Raw genomic sequence first — 17,893 nt, forward strand, 5'->3', positions numbered from 1 at the left:
TGTGCTGGTTGACTCAGACCAACGAATCGAACAAGCGTTTCGAACTGTCCAGATCATCGAACGGTATCGAACGCCAACTCGGCATTCACGTCATCCGTTGGGGAGTAGACATGGGCACCACCTTGCACACAGCACATCGCAGCCACCTTCAGGGCCGATCGCCGCAGTTACTGGCGTTCGTTTCTGCCACGTCGTTCGGCGTCGACGCCGAAGTGCGGGGGATGGTCCGTCCGAAGGTCCCGAACTACGCAATCCGCCGCCTGTTGTTCGGCACGGCCGCCCTCGGGCTCGTCATTGCCGGCTTGGCTGCAACCGTCGGATTGCTCGCCGGCTTCCAAGGCACACCGGCATCAGCCTCAGGTGTCCAGCCGGCCGTCACTGACCACACTGACTACACCGGGTACACCGGGTACACCGCACCTGCATCGATCCATGTCGCACAGCCCGGCGACACGCTGTGGTCGATTGCCGACACCTACCGGGGTGACATCGGTCGTGACCGCTACATCACCGTGTTGATCCAGATGAACGGCGACACCGGGGTGGCCTCGGGCGAAGCCATCTGGCTGCCCTGAGCCGCCACCGGCCCAGTCGCGGGAGTATCGTATGAACCATGCGCTGCCCGGCTTGCCGAGATGACGACACGAAGGTCGTCGATTCACGTGTCGCCGAAGAGAACACCGCCATTCGTCGGCGCCGTCAATGCCTTGCCTGCGCCCATCGTTTCACCACGTTCGAGCGCGTCGATCATGCGCAGCTGACGGTTGTCAAGTCCGATGGCCGGACCGAACCGTTCGCCCGCCAAAAACTGATCGCTGGCCTGGCTGCATCGACCAAGGGGCGCTCGGTCGCTCCCGAGCTGCTCGAACAGCTCGCACTCACTGTCGAAGACTCCGTCCGCCTGCAGGGCTCAGAGATATCGTCGGCCAATGTTGGCCTTGCCGTGCTGAAGCATCTGCGCTCGGTTGACGAAGTCGCGTACCTCCGCTTCGCCAGCGTCTACAAAGACTTCGATGCTGCCGCGGACTTCCACCGCGAGCTCGAGTTGATGGAGAAAGCCGAGCACGTCGAGTCGGCTCCGGTCTGATCGACCGCCGCGGCGTGGCGCTGTCGATCAGCGTTTCCGCAACCAGCGGCTGAACACGAAGGTCTGGTCGTCGATCACCATCTGGGCGAGTTCGTACCGGGTCGTGTGATCGGCTGCACCGGTCGTGATGCGTGGGCCGCTTCCGCCAACGCAAAGCGGCGATGTGGTGAGGTTGATCTCGTCGATCAGATCGGCGTCGAGGAGCGCTCCGTTCAACGTCGCGCCGCCCTCGGCTTGTACGAAGTTGGGCGAAGGATGCATCTCACGGAGCCGTCCGACGACGGCCGACAAGTCGACGCACTCGCCACCGGCCCTGATCACGTCGACGCCGTCGGCCACCTTGGTGCTGTCTGTCGTGACAATGAACCCGGCGCCGCAGGTAAAGAGAGGGAGGGTGGTGTCGACGTTGCCGCTCCCAGTGATGACGCCGACGCGCTGGCTAGGCGTTCGGGGTGGCCCGTAACCCTCGCCTCTGACGGTGCCAGCGCCAACGAGGATGACGTCGGCAATTGACCGGAGCCCGTGCAGGACGGCCATGTCGTTGGTGCTCGACAGCTCGCTGCTCTTGCCGCCGACCACAGTTGACCCGTCGATCGAGCTGACCATGCAGAGGCCGACCCACGGGGCACTACTGCATTGGTCGCTGCGTCGGCCAAGGGGCTGGGCGTAGCTGTCGGCGATCGTCGTCGCCGCGCTGTCAGGAAAGACCCGTCTGATCATGTCCGGATCATGACAGGTCGACAAGTTGGACTCCGACCCTTGGGGTGGGTTCTGCGAGTATCTTCCCATGTCCCTCCTTGAGCGCACCCCCGAGACCGACCCTGCTTCGGCGACGCGCACGGTCAGCCGGACCTGTCCACTCTGTGAAGCCACCTGTGGCCTGGAGATCACGCTCAAGCCGGATGGCAAGGGCGGAGAAGAGGTCCAGCGCATCCGGGGGGATATGGACGATGTGTTCTCTCGCGGGTTCATCTGTCCGAAGGGTTCGACGCTCAAGCAATTACATGAGGATCCGGATCGCCTGCGGACGCCGATGATCCGTCGCGACGGCCAGCACGTCGAAGCGACCTGGGCGGAAGCTTGGGATGCGGTCGAGGCAGGTCTGCAAGGTGTCATCGAGCGCACTGGTCGCTCGTCGCTCGGCGTCTATGTCGGCAATGCTGGTGCGCACTCGCTGTCGTCGATGATGTTCACCCGTTCGCTGCTGACCGGGCTCGGTACACGCAATCGGTTCAGCGCATCGACGGTCGACCAGATGCCGCGTCACGTTGCTGCTGGCCATGTGTTCGGCACGGGCGTCTCCGTTCCCGTTCCCGACCTCGACCGGACCGATCATCTGATGATCCTCGGTGGCAATCCGTACGCATCGAATGGCAGCATGTGTACGGCCCCTGACTTCCCTGGGCGCATCGAGGCGATTCGGGAACGTGGTGGCCGGGTCGTGGTCGTCGATCCGCGCCGGTCACGAACTGCCGAGGAGGCCGACGAGTGGGTGTCAATTCGGCCGGGCTCCGATGCGCTCCTTCTGGCGGCCATGGCGAACGTGCTCGTCGTCGACGGACTCGCCGATCCTGGCACCCATGTCACGGAACACCTCAACGGCCTCGTCGAGTTCAGTGCTGCGATTCAACCGTTCACGCCCGAGTCGGTCGCGAAGGCAACCGGCATCGAGGCAGTCACCATCCGACGTCTCGCTCATGATCTTGCAGCGGCGTCCACGTCGACTGTGTATGGCCGGATCGGAACGAGCACCACCGAGTTCGGTTCGACTGCCACCTGGTTGATCGACGCGTTGAACATTTTGACCGGCAACCTGGACCGGCCTGGCGGTGCGATGTTCGCACTTCCCGTCGCCGGCGGAGCGACCACTCGCGGCAAGCCTGGTTCCGGTCGCGGTTTCACCGTCGGGCGCGGCACCTCCCGGGTGAGCGGTTACCCCGAAGTGATGGGGGAGTATCCGGTTGCGGCACTTGCCGAAGAGATCACGACGCCGGGGGACGGCCAGATCAGGGCCATGATCACCCTGGGCGGCAACCCCCTCCGATCGAACCCGAACACGGCGTTACTCGAGAACGCGTTTTCCCAGCTCGACTTCATGGTGAGTATCGACCTGTACCTCAACGAGACGACCAAGCACGCCGACGTGATCCTGCCGGTGCCATCCCAGTTGCAGCGCAGCCACTACGACCTGCTGCTCCTGCAGTTCGCCGTTCGGAACGTGGCCAACTACAGCCCACCTGTGCTGCCCCTCGACGCCGATCAGCCCGATGAGTGGGAAGTGATCTCGAAGCTCACCGCCATTGCTCACGGGCAAGGCGTCGACGCTGACCCAGCCGTCGTTGACGAGCAGTCGATTGAGCATCTCGTTCGATCAGCAGTGCAGGATGCGAACGGCCCCGTGTTCGGTCGTGACGTCGATGAATTGCTCACCGAGTTGAACGCCTCAGGGCGCAGCGGCCCTGACCGGATGCTTGACTTCATGTTGCGGACGGGCCCGTACGGCGACGCGTTCGGAGACGATCCAGATGGCACGTCGTTGGACGATCTCCTCGAGCGGCCACACGGCCGAGATTTCGGCGCGCTGGAACCGCGTCTGCCCGAAATTTTGCGGACGCCCAGCGGCAAGATCGAACTTGCTGCTGAGGTGTTTATTGCAGACCTCGATCGACTGGCTGCAGCACAGACCGACCTCGAGCAACGCGGGATGGTGCTCGTTGGCCGTCGGGATCTCCGGAGCAACAACTCGTGGATGCACAACATTAAGGTGTTGGTCAAGGGCCGGGCACGCTGCACCCTCCAGGTGCACCCGGACGACGCTGACACGCTTGGGTTGACCGATGGAGGGGAGGCTCAGATCACCTCGCGTGTGGGCCAGGTGACGGCACCTGTCGAGGTGACTGACAGCATCCGGCCGGGTGTGGTGAGCCTGCCCCACGGCTGGGGACATGGCGACCCTGGAACCAAGATGCGGGTGGCCGCCGAGCACGCCGGCGTGAACTCGAATCTGCTCACCGATCACGAGGCATTCGACCCGCTCTCAGGCACTTCAGTGCTCAATGGCATTCCCGTCGAAGTCGTGCCGGCTCTCTGAACGCCTTGACCACAGACTGTGGATAAACCCTGCTTATTCACATTCCGTCCACATGGATGTCAACAACCAAACGGCGATAATTGCACCGAAATTCACAGGCTTGTCCACTTCCAATCCCCAGGCGACTGTCTCTAGAGTTGTAATCCGTACCGACCGCGGCGCAACACATGGAGAGTCAGCGAACACCGACTCAGTCGGCTTGCTTGGGGGACATGCCCTGTACCTGTGATGTTGCGCTGCGGCCGGAACGTATCCGGGGCGGCGGCTCAGTCACCAACCGCACGGGTCATTCCAGCGCTTGATCATGCGGTTCTCGCGCTCCCAGCCGAGCAGCGACAGGGTGCTGGTGTTGAGAACGAAGCGCCGACCTTCTTGTGCTGGCAGGCCAAGCCAGCGGGCGGCGAAGATGCGCAGGAAGTGCCCGTGGGCGAGGACGGCAATCGGCCCACTGAGGCCGGAATATCGGTCGATGGCTGCATCGGCACGTCGGCCGACTTCATCGACCGACTCGCTATTGACAATGTCATGGGTCCACACCGACCAGTCGGGAATGATCTGACGCGTCGCGTCGGTCGTGATCCCTTCGTAGTCGCCGTAGTCCCACTCAACGAGCAAGTCATCAACCGTCGGCGTCAAGCCAACGAGGCCTGCGGTTTCCCAGGCGCGTTGCAGAGGGCTCGCGAATGCGTGGGTGAAGGCGGTCTCGGCAACAGCAGCAGCAATTGAGCGGGCTTCCTCGCGACCGTGGTCGGTGAGGGGACTGTCTGTCCGGCCGACGCGCTGGCCGACGCGCTCTCGACGCGCTGGGCCTGCTATGTGCACCGAGGGTCGCCATTCCGGATCGAACATGTGTGCGGACATCGACCTCGGTCGCTACAGTCCGAGGGATGGCGATTGCGTGTGCGTACTGCAAGGGTGAACATGATTTGCCCGTTCAGGTACGCCAGTGCTGGGCCGACAACGGCGAGCAAGAGGTGCCCGTCGCCCACGAAATCGCCGACGCCGATCCTGGCGACGGTGCGAGCTCCGAACCATCTGATGACGTTCCGCCGCCTCGGGCAGCAGCGCGGCGTCAGGTGTCCAGTACCCCCGTTGTTTCTGGCTTCGAGCGTGGTGTCACCGCAGCTGGCGCAGGCCCAGCGCAGCTCGGGCGCAATTGTCTTGTCGCAGCCTCGACCGTTGTCCCGGCGCCGTGGGCCGGTGCCGAGCGGGTCGTCGTCGATGCCGCCGCCGTGGCCGAACCGACCGTGTTGCTTGCCACGCTGCGAGCCGCCTCCAACTTGCGGCAGCGTCTCGTGATCGAACTCGCTGTCGACTTCGACCGTGAGCCGATGTTGAAGACTGATGCGCAGCCCTTTGAGATGGGTGCTGATTTTGTTTTCGAACTCGAAGCACTGCACCACGCCGTCTGGTCGAATGCCGTCGACGTGCGTGAGGATCGGTTCGCCTGGATTGCGCTCGATCGTGCGGTCGCTGCTGGTGCAACCGCTGCGGCGAGCGACCAACTGGGCGACATCGTCGCACCAAACGGAACTCCGCTCTGGCTCGACGGCGGGCCGATTCGCCACACCGATCCGGTCGATGGTGTCGCAGTCCTCCATGATGTCGCGGTTGAGCACCGCTCGTTTACCCCGCCCGGGGACAACGTCTCCGACGCCGACCTTGCACCCGACCAGCTCGCTGCTGTCACCCACAGCGGCGGCGCGGCGCGCATCATTGCACCGGCGGGCTCTGGCAAGACGCGTGTGCTGACCGAGCGAGCTCGACATCTGCTCCGCACCTGGAATCTTCCGGTATCGGCCGTGATCCTGGTCGCGTTTAACAAGCGTGCCCAGGAGGAGATGGTCGAACGGACACCCGACCTGCCCGGTCTCCAGGTTCGAACGCTCAACGCCATGGCCCTGGCGATCGTCAACGGCGCCGCCCCGTTTGCCCAGCAGCCGACACGGTGGAACACGATCAACGAAGTCGATGTTCGTCGGATTATCGGCGACCTGGTGTCGTTTCCGCGTCGTCGCAACAGCGACCCCGTTGCCCCTTGGATCGAGGCGCTCAGCTTGATCCGTCTCGGGCTTGTGGCTCCCGCCGACGCTGAAGCTCGCTATGACGGTGACGTGGAGGGGCTGGCGGCAGCGTGGCCTGGGTATCGCGCCGCGCTGGAACGAAAGCGTGCGGTTGATTTCGACGACCAGATCCACCGAGCGCTCCTCGTGTTGCTGTCGCAGCCTGAGGCTCGTCGAGTTGCTCAGCGGGCATGTCGGATGATGCTCGTCGACGAGTTCCAGGACCTCACCCCAGCCCACCTGCTCCTGATCCGTTTGTTGGCATCGCCGGGTGGTGCGGTCTTTGGTGTGGGTGACGACGACCAGACGATCTACGGCTACAACGGTGCCGATCCGGCCTGGCTGATCGACTTCGCCGAACTGTTTCCTGGCGCAGGCAGCCACCCGCTTGAAGTGAACTACCGCTGCCCGGCCGGAATCGTCGACGTTGTTGACCGACTGCTGCGTCACAACGATCGGCGTGTCTCGAAGACGATTCGGGCGAACTCGACCGACGCCTCGGGGTGGTCGGTCGATACCGCGGTCGACCCGATCGGTGCGAGCCGCGAGGCCGTCGAGGCCGCGCTTCGAGGTGGCTCCACGGCGTCCGATATCGCTGTACTGACCCGTGTCAACGCACTCCTCGCGCCGGTCCAGGTCGCTTTGGCCGTTCAGGGCATCCCCATCTCGGGCGGGGTTGGCCTTGAGTTCGCCGACCGGACGTCGGTGCGAGCTGTGCTCTCGTGGTTGCGCTTGGCCACCCGCGACACGTTCTCTCCTGACGACATTCGTGAGGCGCTCCGTCGGCCGTCGCGGTCTTTCCATCCGCGTATCAACGACTGGGTGTGCGAGCAGGGGAGCATCGTCGACCTGCATCGCCTCGCCAGCCGTTTGAAGAACGAGCGAGACCAGGAACGCGTCACCGATTTCGCCGCCGACATTCAGAAGTTGCAGAAGTTGGTGCGCGACGGTGCACCGACGTCGGATCTTGTGTTCGCGTTGATCGACGAAATCGGTCTTGCCGGAGCGGTTGGCACGCTTGACGCACAGCGTCGCGGGATGAACCGCGCCGCGCAGGGCGACGACCTCACTGCCATCCAACACCTCGCAGCGCAGCATGACGACGCGGCGTCGTTCGAGGGGTGGATGCGAGATCACCTCGCCGTGCGTCGCGATCCCGGGGGCGTGACGCTGTCGACAGTGCACCGAGTGAAGGGTCAAGAGTGGCCGCACGTGGTGGTCCATCTGGCCGACGCCGAGCAGTATCCACACCGTCTTGCCGAAGACGTCGAAGAAGAACGCCGCCTCTTCCATGTGGCGATCACCAGGGCGAGTTCGCACGCCACCATTGTGACCGGCCCATCGCCGAGCCCGTTCGTCAGCGAGTTGACGAACGAGCCGACTGAGCGTCGGGCCGTCGCATCGCATCGCCCCGAGCCGGTCAAGAAGCCGTCCAGCTCGGCGGCGAGCAAGACTGATCCGACTGCTGATCTCAACCCCGAGGCTCAAGTCCGGTTCGCCGCGTTGAAGGAACTTCGCAACAGCCTGCGCGATGGCAAGCCGGCTTACGTTGTCTTCGACAACAAGACGTTGGTCTCGATTGCACGGATGGCACCGACGACTCGCTCCGATTTGGGGAAGATCTCGGGCGTGGGGCCAGCCAAGCTCGACCGGTATGGCGACGCCGTGACCGAGTTAATGCAATCACTTGAGCGCTGAGTACGAGCGTGACCGAAGCGACCTCGTCCGACCGGGACCGTCTGCGACGTCAAGGTACGGTATTTGTATGACAATTCGTCCGCTGACGCCACTGGCTGAGCGCCCGACGTGGCGTGGGAGGATGCATGCGTGGGCGTTTATCGTCTCGATCCCGGCGGGTGTCTTGTTGATTCTTTCGGCTGACCGAGCGACGGAGCGCACTTCGGCGTCGATCTATGCCGCAACGTTGCTCCTGGTGTTCGGAACGTCGGCGGCCTATCACCGGCTCGCTCGCACCGATCGTGTCCGCCGGATTATGCAGCGGCTCGACCACACGATGATCTACCTGCTGATTGCCGGCACCTATGTGCCCGTGTGCCTCGTCGCACTTCCGCATGCGTGGGGGATTCCGATGCTGTCGGTCGTCGGTGCACTTGCGCTTATTGGCATGACGATCAAACTCGGTGGGTTCCAGCGCGTTCAGTGGGTTGGCTACGCCCTCTACCCAATCATGGGCTGGGCCCTGGCGGTGGCGTATCCGGTACTCGCCGACAACTTGTCGGGTGTGCAACTCGGGTTGATCGTTGCGGGCGGCCTCGCCTACACGATCGGCTTCCCCGTGCTCCTGATCAAACGGCCCAACCCGTGGCCGACAGTGTTCGGTTACCACGAGGTGTGGCACTCGTTCACGGTGCTCGCCGCCGGGCTGCACTTCGTTGCGGTCAGTTCCGTTCTCGCCTGAATCAACCTGTGCTGTTCGAGCGCATTGTCGTCGTCGATTGGAGTGCGCGCAGCACACCGACGACCGGTGCCGACTCCGTTTGGATTGCCGTCGCTGACTCTGGTGGCATCGAACTTTCGAACCCGTCGACGCGGCGCGCTGCGCTGACCGAGGTCACCGCTGCAACCAATTCCGGACGCTCGACGCTGATTGGTGTCGACTTTTCGCTCGGGTTTCCTCGTGGCGCTACTGAAGCTTTGGGTCTTGTGGGGCGACCGTGGCGAGCGATGTGGGAGCTGCTTGGTTCCGAAATCAGTGATGACGATCGCAACCGGAACAACCGGTTCGCCGTGGCATCGGGCCTGAACGCCAAGGTGGTCAACGACGCTCCCGGTCCGTTCTGGGGGTGCCCGCCTGCACAACGCACCGACCACCTGACGTCAACCAAGCCAGCTCGTTTGAGGGCATGGCCGCCGGAATGGCGTTACGTCGAAGCCCGCCTCCGGGATGAGGGGCTCCGGCCGTTCTCCGCATGGCAGTTGCTCGGTGCCGGAGCGGTTGGCAGCCAGAGCCTGGTCGGAATCGCTGCACTCGAGCGGTTGCGTTGGAACCTCGGCGAGCGACTGTGCGTCTGGCCGTTCGACACCGGATTGGTCGTACCGACCGATACCGACGTCGTGGTAGCAGAGGTCTGGCCATCGCGGTGGCCGGTCATCATTCCGCCAGGCATGGTCAAAGACGCGGCGCAGGTTCAAGCGACTGCGCAACGGCTGGTTGACATGGACGCAGCGGGCACACTCGGCGCGCTCTTTGTGCCGGCGGTCGAAACGAGTCAGCTCGACGACATCCTCGACGAAGAGGGCTGGGTGCTCGGAGTCACCTGACGGCGGGCAGCGAGAGCGCGCTGGAGGACGCCAATCGTCACTCCTGTAGCCATCACCACGAAGGTGACATCGGCGTGCTGGGGGAGGGCCAGCGCGATGGTGAACAGGATGATGGTCTCGGTTCCCTCGATCAGCCCTGCCGGCATCGTGACACTGGTCTGCTCGCGGCCCGTCCGCTCGCCGCGCTTTTCGAGCAGTGCACTCAACATCAACCACGACACGGAGTTGACGTAGAACGATCCGAGCAGCACTGCAACGATCTGCCACGTTCCAGGTTGGTCGACACCGAACGCGATCCCGAGCGGCACAGCGGTGTACCCGATCGTGTCGAACAGCAAGTCGACGTAGCCGCCAAAGTCGCTCGCGGAATCGTTGGCTCGCGCGATCGCGCCGTCGAGACCGTCGAGCACTCGTCCGAGTAGCCACAAGATGACCGAGAGCACGATCGCGCCTCTCCAGGCAGCGACACCAGCGCCAACGCAGCAGACGAGGCTGAGGAACGATACGGCCGCTGACGACAGAAAGCTGGGGCAGCGTGCAGCGATGGGCGCGAGCAGGCGCTCCTTGGTGGAGCGAAGTCGGAGGTCGAGCATTGAGGCTCTAGTGAACCGATTATCTGCCGGTCTGGACTGCCAATGCTCAATCAGTTTCGCAATGGGCTAGACCGTCCAAGTTCCGTTCGATCGCAGCAGGGCCTGCAAGTCGGCTGGGCCTTTGGCTTCGCTTGCAGCGATGACTTGGTCGTTGACCGCTGATGCGTACTCGGTGCGTTGGATATCACGAAAGACCCCGAACGGCGTCGGCGATGCATCGTCAGAGTTCAACCGGGCAAGCGCGAACGCAAGCGAAGGGTCATCGCGTGTTGCGTCGTGGACGAGGATGTTCTCGGCAGCGACGTCGGCGAGTTCGACCAGGCGGAGTTGCCCGTCGTTGCCCATCACGACACCTCGCTGACCGTCGGTTCCAAACGTGATCGGTTCTCCGTGGACGAGGTTGATCATCATTTCGTCACGCGCGCTTTTTTTCGTGATCTCGTCGAACTGCCCGTCGTTGAAGACGTTGCAGTTCTGATAGATCTCTACGAACGACGCGCCCTTGTGGGCATGTGCTGCACGGAAGGTGTCCATCATGTGCTGGCGATCGAGATCGTGCGTGCGAGCCACGAAACTCGCTTCGGCCCCGAGCGCCACCGACAATGGGTTGAACGGCGCGTCGACCGAACCCATTGGCGTCGACTTGGCAACCTTGCCAATTTCTGATGTTGGCGAGTACTGGCCCTTGGTAAGCCCGTAGATGCGGTTGTTGAACAGCAGGATGTTTAAGTTGACGTTGCGACGGAGCGCGTGGATGAGATGGTTGCCGCCGATCGACAGGCCATCGCCGTCGCCGGTAATCACCCAGACATCGAGGTCTGGTCGGGCCGTCGCGACACCTGTGGCGATCGCCGGGGCGCGGCCGTGGATCGAATGCATGCCGTAGGTGTTCATGTAATACGGGAACCGACTTGAACAGCCGATGCCTGAGATGAACACGGTGTTCTCCGGATTGACCCCGAGTTCGGGCATCAAGGTCTGGACCGCCAGCAGGATGCCATAGTCACCGCAACCGGGGCACCAACGCACTTCCTGGTCGCTGGTCCAATCGCTTTTCGTGGTCACTGCGACCTGTGCCGTGCTCATGACATACCCCCTGTGCTTGCTACTGCTTCATCGATTTCTGCTTCGATTTCCCGTGACTTGAACGGCAGGCCCTGGACCTTCGTGATTGCCTTGGCGTCAACCAGATAGGTGGCCCGCAAGAGGTTGGTGAGTTGGCCCATGTTGAGTTCAGGGACAAGCACACGTTTGTACCGGCCGAGGATCTCGCCGAGGTTCGGCGGAAGCGGGCTGAGGTGGGTGAGATGGGTTGACGCGACCTTCACCCCTACCCGGCGTCGGCGTTGTACAGCAGCGTCGATCGCAGCCCAGGTCGAGCCCCAGCCGACGACGAGGACGTCAGCATCAGCGTCACCGTGCACTTCGGCGAGTGGGATGTCTTCGGCAATTTTTGCGATTTTGGCGGCTCGCAGTTTGACCATGAGTTCGTGGTTCTCGGGCGTGTAGTCGATGTTGCCGGTGCCGTCTTTCTTCTCGAGGCCACCGACGCGGTGCATCAATCCTGGCGTTCCGGGGATAGCCCAGGGCCGGGCGAGGTTCTCATCGCGCAGGTACGGCCAGAAGACGTCGTTGCCGTCGTCGTCGACGTGGTTCATCTCGGTGGTGAACGGTACCGAGATGTCGGGAAGCGAAGCCAAGTCGGGCAGGAGCCAGGGCTCTGATCCGTTGGCGAGGTACCCGTCGCTCAGCAGCAAGACCGGGGTGCGGTACTTCAGGGCGATCCGGGCCGCTTCGATCGCGGCGTGGAAGCACTGGGCTGGGCTGTACGACGCAACGACCGGCAGCGGGGCTTCGCCATGGCGTCCGTAGAGCGCGATGTTGAGGTCGGAAGCCTCGGTTTTTGTCGGCAGCCCTGTGGAGGGCCCGCCACGTTGGATGTCGACGATGACCATCGGCAACTCGATTGCGAAGGCCAGCGAGATCGTTTCGCTTTTCAGCGCCAACCCTGGCCCGCTCGTCGTGGTGACGGCAAGGTGCCCAGCAAAGGCGGCACCGAGCGCAATACCAACTGCGGCAATTTCGTCTTCGGCCTGCAGGGTCCGCACGCCAAAGTGTTTGTGTTTGGCGAGTTCATGGAGAATGTCACTCGCCGGTGTGATTGGGTAGGACCCAAGCGTGAGCGGAAGGTTGGCTTGCTGGGCGGCAGCGATGAGCCCCCATGACAGGGCCATGTTGCCGGTGATGCTTGTGTACTCGCCAGACGGCAACTTGGCCGGACGGACTTCGTAACGGTGGCCGATCGCCTCGGTCGTTTCGCCAAAGTTGAAGCCGGCCTGGAAGGCCGCTTTGTTGGCGCCAGCAACCTTCTCGTTCTTGGCGAACTTCTCGTCGATCCATTCTTCGGTCGGCTCGGTCGGCCGGGTGTACATCCACGACACGAGGCCAAGTGCGAAGAAGTTCTTCGACCGTTCAGCATCACGCGGTTTCACACCGAGTGGCTCGCACACTTTCTTGGTGAGGCTCGTCATGGGCACCTTCAACACCCGGTACCCGTTGAGCGTGTCGTCGTCGAGCGGGTTGACCGCTTCACCGGCGGCGTCGAGGTAGCCCGCCTTGATCAAGTTGCGCTCTCCGAACGCATCTTCGTTGATGATGACCGTGCCGCCGGTTTCAAGGCGGTGAAGATCGGCCTTCAGCGCGGCCGGGTTCATCGCGACAAGGACATTTGGGTCGTCGCCCGGCGTGGTGATGTCGTGGTCGGCAATGTTGACCTGGAATGCTGACACGCCGTTGACCGTGCCGGCAGGTGCGCGGATCTCGGCCGGGAAATCAGGCATGGTCGACAGGTCGTTGCCGAACGATGCGCTGACCGAAGTGAAGCGATCGCCAGTCAACTGCATGCCGTCGCCAGAGTCACCCGCAAACCTCACGATGAGATGGTCGAGTACGCGATTTCCGTCGGCCACATCGGGCCGATCGATGGTGTCCGTCATGTGTGTGCCCCCATTGGCTATGTAGGTGGATCGACCATTGCCCCCAATGTCGACCCTGTTGCCCGGCACCGTTGCCGGTCGTGCTTGATAGGACGGTAGCGCACCGGGGTGTGGGTACTGGTGGCAGAGGACCGCGACGGAAAACCGGGAGGGAAATCCGCGACGGAAGTGACGTTGCTGTCTGATGGACTCGCTGCCCTGCTGTAGATCGGTACAGTCGCCATCATGAAGAAAAAGGTCCTCGCCGCCGGCGTAGTTTTCTCATTGCTTGTGGCAACCGGCTGCAGCGGAAGCGATGCTGACGACTCGCCGCCCCCGGCGGGTGGAATCAACGGGCCAGCCATCGTTGATCCGAACGCCGAAATCGGTCCGGCGAACGACTCCGGCGACTGACGGACGCGACTAGGTTCGTCTCCAGATGGCGACGCTTCGATTCAGCTTCGGCACGATGGGCTCGGGTAAGAGCACCGTTGCGCTGCAGATCCACCATAACCTGGCCAACCGGCAGCTGTTCGGGCTGTTGCTGACGACCCTCGATCGCGAGGGCAAGCAGGTCACCAGTCGCCTCGGCGTTGCCGCACCCGCGATCGAAGTGGCGCCGGATCTCGACGTCTACTCGCTCGCCGTTGCCAACTGGCCAATCCACTACATGGTCTGTGACGAAGCTCAGTTTTATACCGAGGCGCAGTGCGATCAGTTGGCCCGGGTCGTCGACGACCTCGAGGTTGACGTGTACGCGTTCGGCCTCCTCACCGATTTCAGGGGCAAGCTCTTCGCCGGGTCGCAACGCATGCTCGAACTCGCCGACGAACACAGTCCACTCCAGGTTGAGGCGCGATGCTGGTGCGGTGCTCGGGCCACCCACAACGCCCGCGTCGTCAACGGCGTTGTCGTCTACGTCGGCGACACCGTCGTCGTTGGCGACACGCGACACAATGACGCGCAGCCGCTCTTCGGTGATGCTGTCCGATACGAACTGCTTTGTCGGAGCCACTTCCGTGACGGCGAACTCGGCGACTGAACCGGTTCACACCCGGCGCTGATCAGCCAATCTGCAGCCCAAAGCGATGCCAGCGGCGAGCGACATGCCTCCGAGTCGGAGGAAGATCGAGTCCAGCTCGAGTTGACCAGGGCGTGTGGAGACTTCGATGACTGCCGCGAATCCGATGAAGACCATCGAGACAGCGACGCCCGCAACGACGCGTAGCAACGTGTCGAGCCATGCTCCGCGTTGCGTAGAACCAGCGAGCCAGGTCGTTCCGATCGCAACCGCTGCAGCAGGAAAGAGCACTATCAGATTCGGCGGCAACATCATGAAGCTCAGAACCTCGACGCGCTGATCCCACGCCGTCGCGAAGCGCGTTCCGCCGGCGGTGCGGACACGTTCGAACTGGAATAGCATGAAGCCAAACTGTCCACCGAGCAACAACCAGCCAACGACGGTGAGTTGTTGAACGAGCGCCAACTCCGAGCGCTCGGCGTCGTCAGGCCCAGGCACAGTCGAGCCGCTTGATGCCGTTGATGAAGTTGCTCTGCAGGTAGGCGGGCTCGCCCGTGATGTGCAACGACGGGAGGCTGCGATGGATCTCATCGAACATCATCGTCATCTCTCGACGTGCGAGGTTTGCGCCGAGGCAGAAGTGTGCGCCGCCAGCACCGAACCCGACTTGTGCGGGCTGCATCGAGCGGGCAATGTCGAACCGGTGCGGGTTGTTGAAGACGCGCTCGTCACGGTTGCCCGAGTTGTAAAACATGACAATTTTGTCTCCGGCCTGTACGGGGAAGCCGTTGATCTCGGTGTCTTCGGTCGCGGTTCGACGGAAGTGGATCACCGGGGTTGACCACCGCACCATCTCCTCCATGGCGGTCTTGGCGTGCGTGTCGAAGTCGCCGTAGAGCAGTTCGCGCTGTTCGGGAAAGTCGGTGAGCGCCTTCATTCCGTGGCTGATCGCGTTGCGCGTCGTCTCGTTGCCAGCGACGACGAGCAGGATGAAGAACGAGCCGAACTCTTGGGGCGTCAACTCCTCGCCGTCGACGACAGCGGTCATCATTGCCGACGTGATGTCGTCCTGCGGGTTGGCGCGGCGGCTCTCGCCCAGGGTCTGGGCGTACGTGAACATTTCGAGCGAGTGCGTCATCAGGTCGTTGTAGGACGTGACGAAATCGGGGTCGCCAATGCCGAGGATCGTGTTGGTCCAGGCGAAAATCTGGCCGTAGTCCTCCGGAGGAATACCCATCATGTCGCAGATGATCTCGAGCGGAAGTGCCGCTGCGACGTGCTCGACGAAGTCACACGTTTTGTCGGCGAATTGTTCTTGGATCCGCTCGACGATCAGCTTCGCCTTGTCGACGACCATTGCTTCGACCTTGGCGACTTCCTTCGGTGTAAAGCCCTTTGAGACGATCGAGCGGAGGCGGTAGTGCTTTGGGTCGTCCATGTTGATCATCGACCCGAAGAACTCGCTCATTTCCTGGGGGAGGTCGCCGATGTTCGAACCTTGGCCAGAGCAGAAGAGCTTGGCGTTGCGGCTGACGGCCCAGATGTCTTCGTGTCGTGTGAGTGCGTAGTAGCCAGCACCCGGTGGAAACGGCGAGTCTTCGATGACGCGTTCTTCGAAGTGCTGAAGTTCGGGGGTGTCACGAAGCAGCTTGAAGGTGGCTTCGCGCATATCGCGCGGCCCCGCCCAGAACTCCATGTTGGAGAGGTCGATCTGGTCGAGGGAAATGTCGGCAGGGTTGGGCGGCATGGGTCGCACTGTAGATAACAGCGACCCCGTATTGCAGAGTCCTCCGTCTTCGTTTCTGACGACTTGAGCGGCTGGGCCAACTGCTCGCTGTGCGTGATGGTTAAATGACGTCGATGATGAACCTCTCTGAAATCGAACGTGTTCTCGTCGTCACGGCGCACCCGGACGACGTCGACTTCGGCGCAGCAGGCACGGTCGCGAACATGACCGACGCTGGCATCGAGGTGGTGTACTGCCTCGTGACCGATGGTCAAGCGGGTGGTTTCGATCACTCGATCCCACGCGACGAGATGGCGTCTATCCGTCGTACAGAGCAGACCAACGCGGCGGCTGCGGTGGGGGTTACCCGGCTCGTCTTCCTCGGCCATATGGACGGCGCAGCGGTTGCTGACATGGCAATGCGCCACGACATCAGCAAGGTCATTCGCGAGGTGCGCCCACAGGTCGTGATCACACACAACCCACTGCGCAACCTCGATTCGACCTATGGTTCGCATCCCGACCACATCGCCACGGGCGAAGCGACGATGTGTGCCGTCTACCCGGACGCACGCAACCCGTTCGCCTTCCCCGGGACCGAATGTGCCCAGCTCGAAGACTGGGCGGTGAGCGAAGTCTGGGTGATGCTCGGAGCTGAGGCGAACGACTTCGTCGATATCACCGAGCAACTCGACCGCAAGATCCGTGCGTTGCGCTGCCACGAGAGCCAGCATCGTGATCCGGACGCGATGGAAGAACGGGTGCGTGAGTGGTGGAAGAGCATCGCAGCGGAGCGAGGGCGGCCTGAAGGCTCAAGTGCAGAAGCATTCCGAGTGGTCGATACAAAATAGTTCGATGATGACGTGCTCGTCGATCGACACCGCGACTCCAGTTGCTGACGGCGTTACAGGCGGTAGCCGTGCGGCCGTGCGGCGTGTACGAGCACGGCGTCGCGGTCGCTCGGGCACGGGCCGGCCGTGAGTACGTACGGCTCGCCAGCACTTGTGAGTTCGGCGAGAGTAAAGCCCTGGCAGCTGTCACCGACGCCAGTGCCCATCGCGTGCATTGCACTGATTTCCAAGCCGGCTGACTCTGCCTCGGCGGCCCACAGATGGATGAGGCCCTGACGTAGCGCCGGATCTTCCAGAAGGTCCGTGCCTTCGAGCGTGAGCGTCACATTGGAGATATGTACGGGCTGGAGCGTGTCGACGTCGACGACGTCGCCGTCCAACTCGCCGTCAAGCATGACCACGACCGGGCCACCCTCGGCTGCTATCCCACCGACAAAGCCGTAGCGCACCACGGGGAACCCGTCGTCGCCAGTTGTGGCGTAACGAACTCGATCACCGTGGTGGAACATGGTCAGCTCACAGGCTCTGTTATTGCGAACTCGTCGAGGACGGCGTCAGACAGCTCTGGCCAGTGTTGGAGCGCATCGCCCGACCACTGATCGAAGGGGCGGTCGGTCAACGCAACCAGCGACACGTCGGCGGCTGGGTCGGTCCACATCATCGTGCCGGAACCCCCGAAGTGGCCGTACGTGGTCGGGTCGTTGCGCGTGCCTGTCCAGTGCGGCGACTTATCACCGCGAATCTCAAATCCAAGGCCCCAAGGGCACCGTTCATAGCGGCCCACGCCCGGAACCATACCTCCGAGTGAAGGGAACTGAACACGGACAGTTTCGTCGGCGGTTGCCGATGCCAGGATGCGTGGAGTGCGTGCCTCAGCAAGGAATCGCACCACGTCGTGGACCGAAGCCCATACCCCATATGCCGGGGATCCGATCAACTCGGCGGAGGTCATGCCGAGCGGTTCGAACACGGCGAGCGAGAGGTATTGGGCGAAGGGCATGTCAGCATGCGACTCGACCCAAGCAGCAGCGAGTTCGACACCGCCGTTCGAGTATGTGCGGGTACGTTCCGGCGCCGCAATCGGATCGGTGCCCATGAAGCCGTACCCGCCTGCATGGCTCAGGAGGTGTCGCATCGTGCAGCCAGGCTGCCCGGCGAATCGCTCGTCGATGACGGTGTCGAGGTCGACGATGCCTTCTTCGAC

At 62.8% G+C, this 17,893-nt stretch carries 18 protein-coding genes; 9 read left to right on the plus strand and 9 right to left on the minus strand.

What is annotated here, in order from left to right; all coding sequences use genetic code 11:
- The first annotated feature begins 110 nt into the window (after nucleotides 1-110).
- Nucleotides 111-575, plus strand: coding sequence for a hypothetical protein (locus ACH2EI_RS03240; RefSeq protein ID WP_395152900.1), 465 nt, complete (start codon nucleotides 111-113; stop codon nucleotides 573-575).
- Between the two features lie 38 nt (nucleotides 576-613).
- Nucleotides 614-1,087: a transcriptional regulator NrdR gene (gene nrdR / locus ACH2EI_RS03245; protein ID WP_395152901.1), complete on the plus strand. Its 474-nt coding sequence runs from the start codon at nucleotides 614-616 to the stop codon at nucleotides 1,085-1,087.
- Nucleotides 1,088-1,114: 27 nt separating this feature from the next.
- Here the strand turns inward: nrdR and ACH2EI_RS03250 are convergent, their stop codons facing one another.
- Nucleotides 1,115-1,807, minus strand: coding sequence for a dihydrofolate reductase family protein (locus tag ACH2EI_RS03250; RefSeq protein WP_395152902.1), 693 nt, complete (start codon nucleotides 1,805-1,807; stop codon nucleotides 1,115-1,117).
- A gap of 67 nt (nucleotides 1,808-1,874) precedes the next feature.
- Here ACH2EI_RS03250 and ACH2EI_RS03255 point away from each other — a divergent pair, with 67 nt between their 5' ends.
- Nucleotides 1,875-4,178, plus strand: coding sequence for a molybdopterin oxidoreductase family protein (locus ACH2EI_RS03255; RefSeq protein WP_395159121.1), 2,304 nt, complete (start codon nucleotides 1,875-1,877; stop codon nucleotides 4,176-4,178).
- Nucleotides 4,179-4,448: 270 nt separating this feature from the next.
- Here ACH2EI_RS03255 and ACH2EI_RS03260 read toward each other — a convergent pair whose 3' ends face one another.
- Entirely contained in the window at nucleotides 4,449-5,039 is a 591-nt protein-coding gene (locus tag ACH2EI_RS03260) for a histidine phosphatase family protein (protein WP_395152904.1), read from the minus strand.
- Between the two features lie 26 nt (nucleotides 5,040-5,065).
- On the opposite strand from ACH2EI_RS03260, the gene ACH2EI_RS03265 reads away from it, so the two are divergent.
- From ACH2EI_RS03265 to ACH2EI_RS03275, 3 genes are all read left to right on the plus strand, one after another.
- A complete protein-coding gene (locus ACH2EI_RS03265; protein ID WP_395152905.1) occupies nucleotides 5,066-7,939 on the plus strand; it encodes an ATP-dependent DNA helicase UvrD2 in 2,874 nt (957 codons plus the stop codon).
- A gap of 67 nt (nucleotides 7,940-8,006) precedes the next feature.
- On the plus strand, nucleotides 8,007-8,660 hold the full coding sequence (locus ACH2EI_RS03270; RefSeq protein WP_395152906.1) for a hemolysin III family protein: 654 nt from the start codon (nucleotides 8,007-8,009) through the stop codon (nucleotides 8,658-8,660).
- An 8-nt stretch (nucleotides 8,661-8,668) separates the two neighbouring features.
- Nucleotides 8,669-9,523 carry a cobalamin biosynthesis protein CbiG gene (locus ACH2EI_RS03275; RefSeq protein ID WP_395152907.1) on the plus strand — a complete coding sequence of 285 codons (855 nt, stop codon included), beginning with the start codon at nucleotides 8,669-8,671 and terminating at the stop codon, nucleotides 9,521-9,523.
- On the opposite strand, the gene ACH2EI_RS03280 is transcribed toward ACH2EI_RS03275, so the two are convergent.
- The 3 genes from ACH2EI_RS03280 to ACH2EI_RS03290 all read right to left on the minus strand — a co-directional run bounded on the left by ACH2EI_RS03280 (nucleotide 9,472) and on the right by ACH2EI_RS03290 (nucleotide 13,112).
- Nucleotides 9,472-10,116: a CDP-alcohol phosphatidyltransferase family protein gene (locus tag ACH2EI_RS03280; protein ID WP_395152908.1), complete on the minus strand. Its 645-nt coding sequence runs from the start codon at nucleotides 10,114-10,116 to the stop codon at nucleotides 9,472-9,474. The genes ACH2EI_RS03275 and ACH2EI_RS03280 overlap by 52 nt on opposite strands.
- A gap of 66 nt (nucleotides 10,117-10,182) precedes the next feature.
- Entirely contained in the window at nucleotides 10,183-11,202 is a 1,020-nt protein-coding gene (locus ACH2EI_RS03285; RefSeq protein ID WP_395152909.1) for a 2-oxoacid:ferredoxin oxidoreductase subunit beta, read from the minus strand.
- Nucleotides 11,199-13,112 carry a 2-oxoacid:acceptor oxidoreductase subunit alpha gene (locus tag ACH2EI_RS03290; protein WP_395152910.1) on the minus strand — a complete coding sequence of 638 codons (1,914 nt, stop codon included), beginning with the start codon at nucleotides 13,110-13,112 and terminating at the stop codon, nucleotides 11,199-11,201. The genes ACH2EI_RS03285 and ACH2EI_RS03290 overlap by 4 nt, the downstream gene beginning before the upstream one ends.
- Nucleotides 13,113-13,337: 225 nt before the next feature.
- Between ACH2EI_RS03290 and ACH2EI_RS03295 the strand changes: the two genes are divergently transcribed.
- Together ACH2EI_RS03295 and ACH2EI_RS03300 are read left to right on the plus strand one after the other, a co-directional pair.
- A complete protein-coding gene (locus ACH2EI_RS03295) occupies nucleotides 13,338-13,505 on the plus strand; it encodes a hypothetical protein (RefSeq protein ID WP_395152911.1) in 168 nt (55 codons plus the stop codon).
- Nucleotides 13,506-13,530: 25 nt separating this feature from the next.
- Complete coding sequence (locus ACH2EI_RS03300) at nucleotides 13,531-14,133, plus strand: thymidine kinase (protein WP_395152912.1); 603 nt, start codon at nucleotides 13,531-13,533, stop codon at nucleotides 14,131-14,133.
- 6 nt (nucleotides 14,134-14,139) lie between these two features.
- Here the strand turns inward: ACH2EI_RS03300 and ACH2EI_RS03305 are convergent, their stop codons facing one another.
- A complete protein-coding gene (locus tag ACH2EI_RS03305; protein WP_395152913.1) occupies nucleotides 14,140-14,610 on the minus strand; it encodes a hypothetical protein in 471 nt (156 codons plus the stop codon).
- The gene (locus ACH2EI_RS03310; RefSeq protein WP_395159123.1) at nucleotides 14,597-15,859 is read right to left on the minus strand and encodes a cytochrome P450; all 1,263 of its coding nucleotides are present in this window, start codon (nucleotides 15,857-15,859) and stop codon (nucleotides 14,597-14,599) included. The genes ACH2EI_RS03305 and ACH2EI_RS03310 overlap by 14 nt, the downstream gene beginning before the upstream one ends.
- Before the next feature lie 104 nt (nucleotides 15,860-15,963).
- Here ACH2EI_RS03310 and ACH2EI_RS03315 point away from each other — a divergent pair, with 104 nt between their 5' ends.
- Nucleotides 15,964-16,689 (plus strand): PIG-L deacetylase family protein, encoded by a 726-nt coding sequence (locus ACH2EI_RS03315; protein WP_395152915.1) that lies wholly within the window; start codon nucleotides 15,964-15,966, stop codon nucleotides 16,687-16,689.
- Between the two features lie 53 nt (nucleotides 16,690-16,742).
- Here the strand turns inward: ACH2EI_RS03315 and ACH2EI_RS03320 are convergent, their stop codons facing one another.
- Nucleotides 16,743-17,198: a hypothetical protein gene (locus ACH2EI_RS03320; RefSeq protein ID WP_395152916.1), complete on the minus strand. Its 456-nt coding sequence runs from the start codon at nucleotides 17,196-17,198 to the stop codon at nucleotides 16,743-16,745.
- A gap of 2 nt (nucleotides 17,199-17,200) precedes the next feature.
- Nucleotides 17,201-17,893 (minus strand): serine hydrolase domain-containing protein (locus ACH2EI_RS03325; protein WP_395159125.1); only part of this gene is annotated, 693 nt, incomplete at its 5' end.

Source organism: Ilumatobacter sp. (assembly GCF_041688325.1).
GTDB lineage: Bacteria > Actinomycetota > Acidimicrobiia > Acidimicrobiales > Ilumatobacteraceae > Ilumatobacter_A.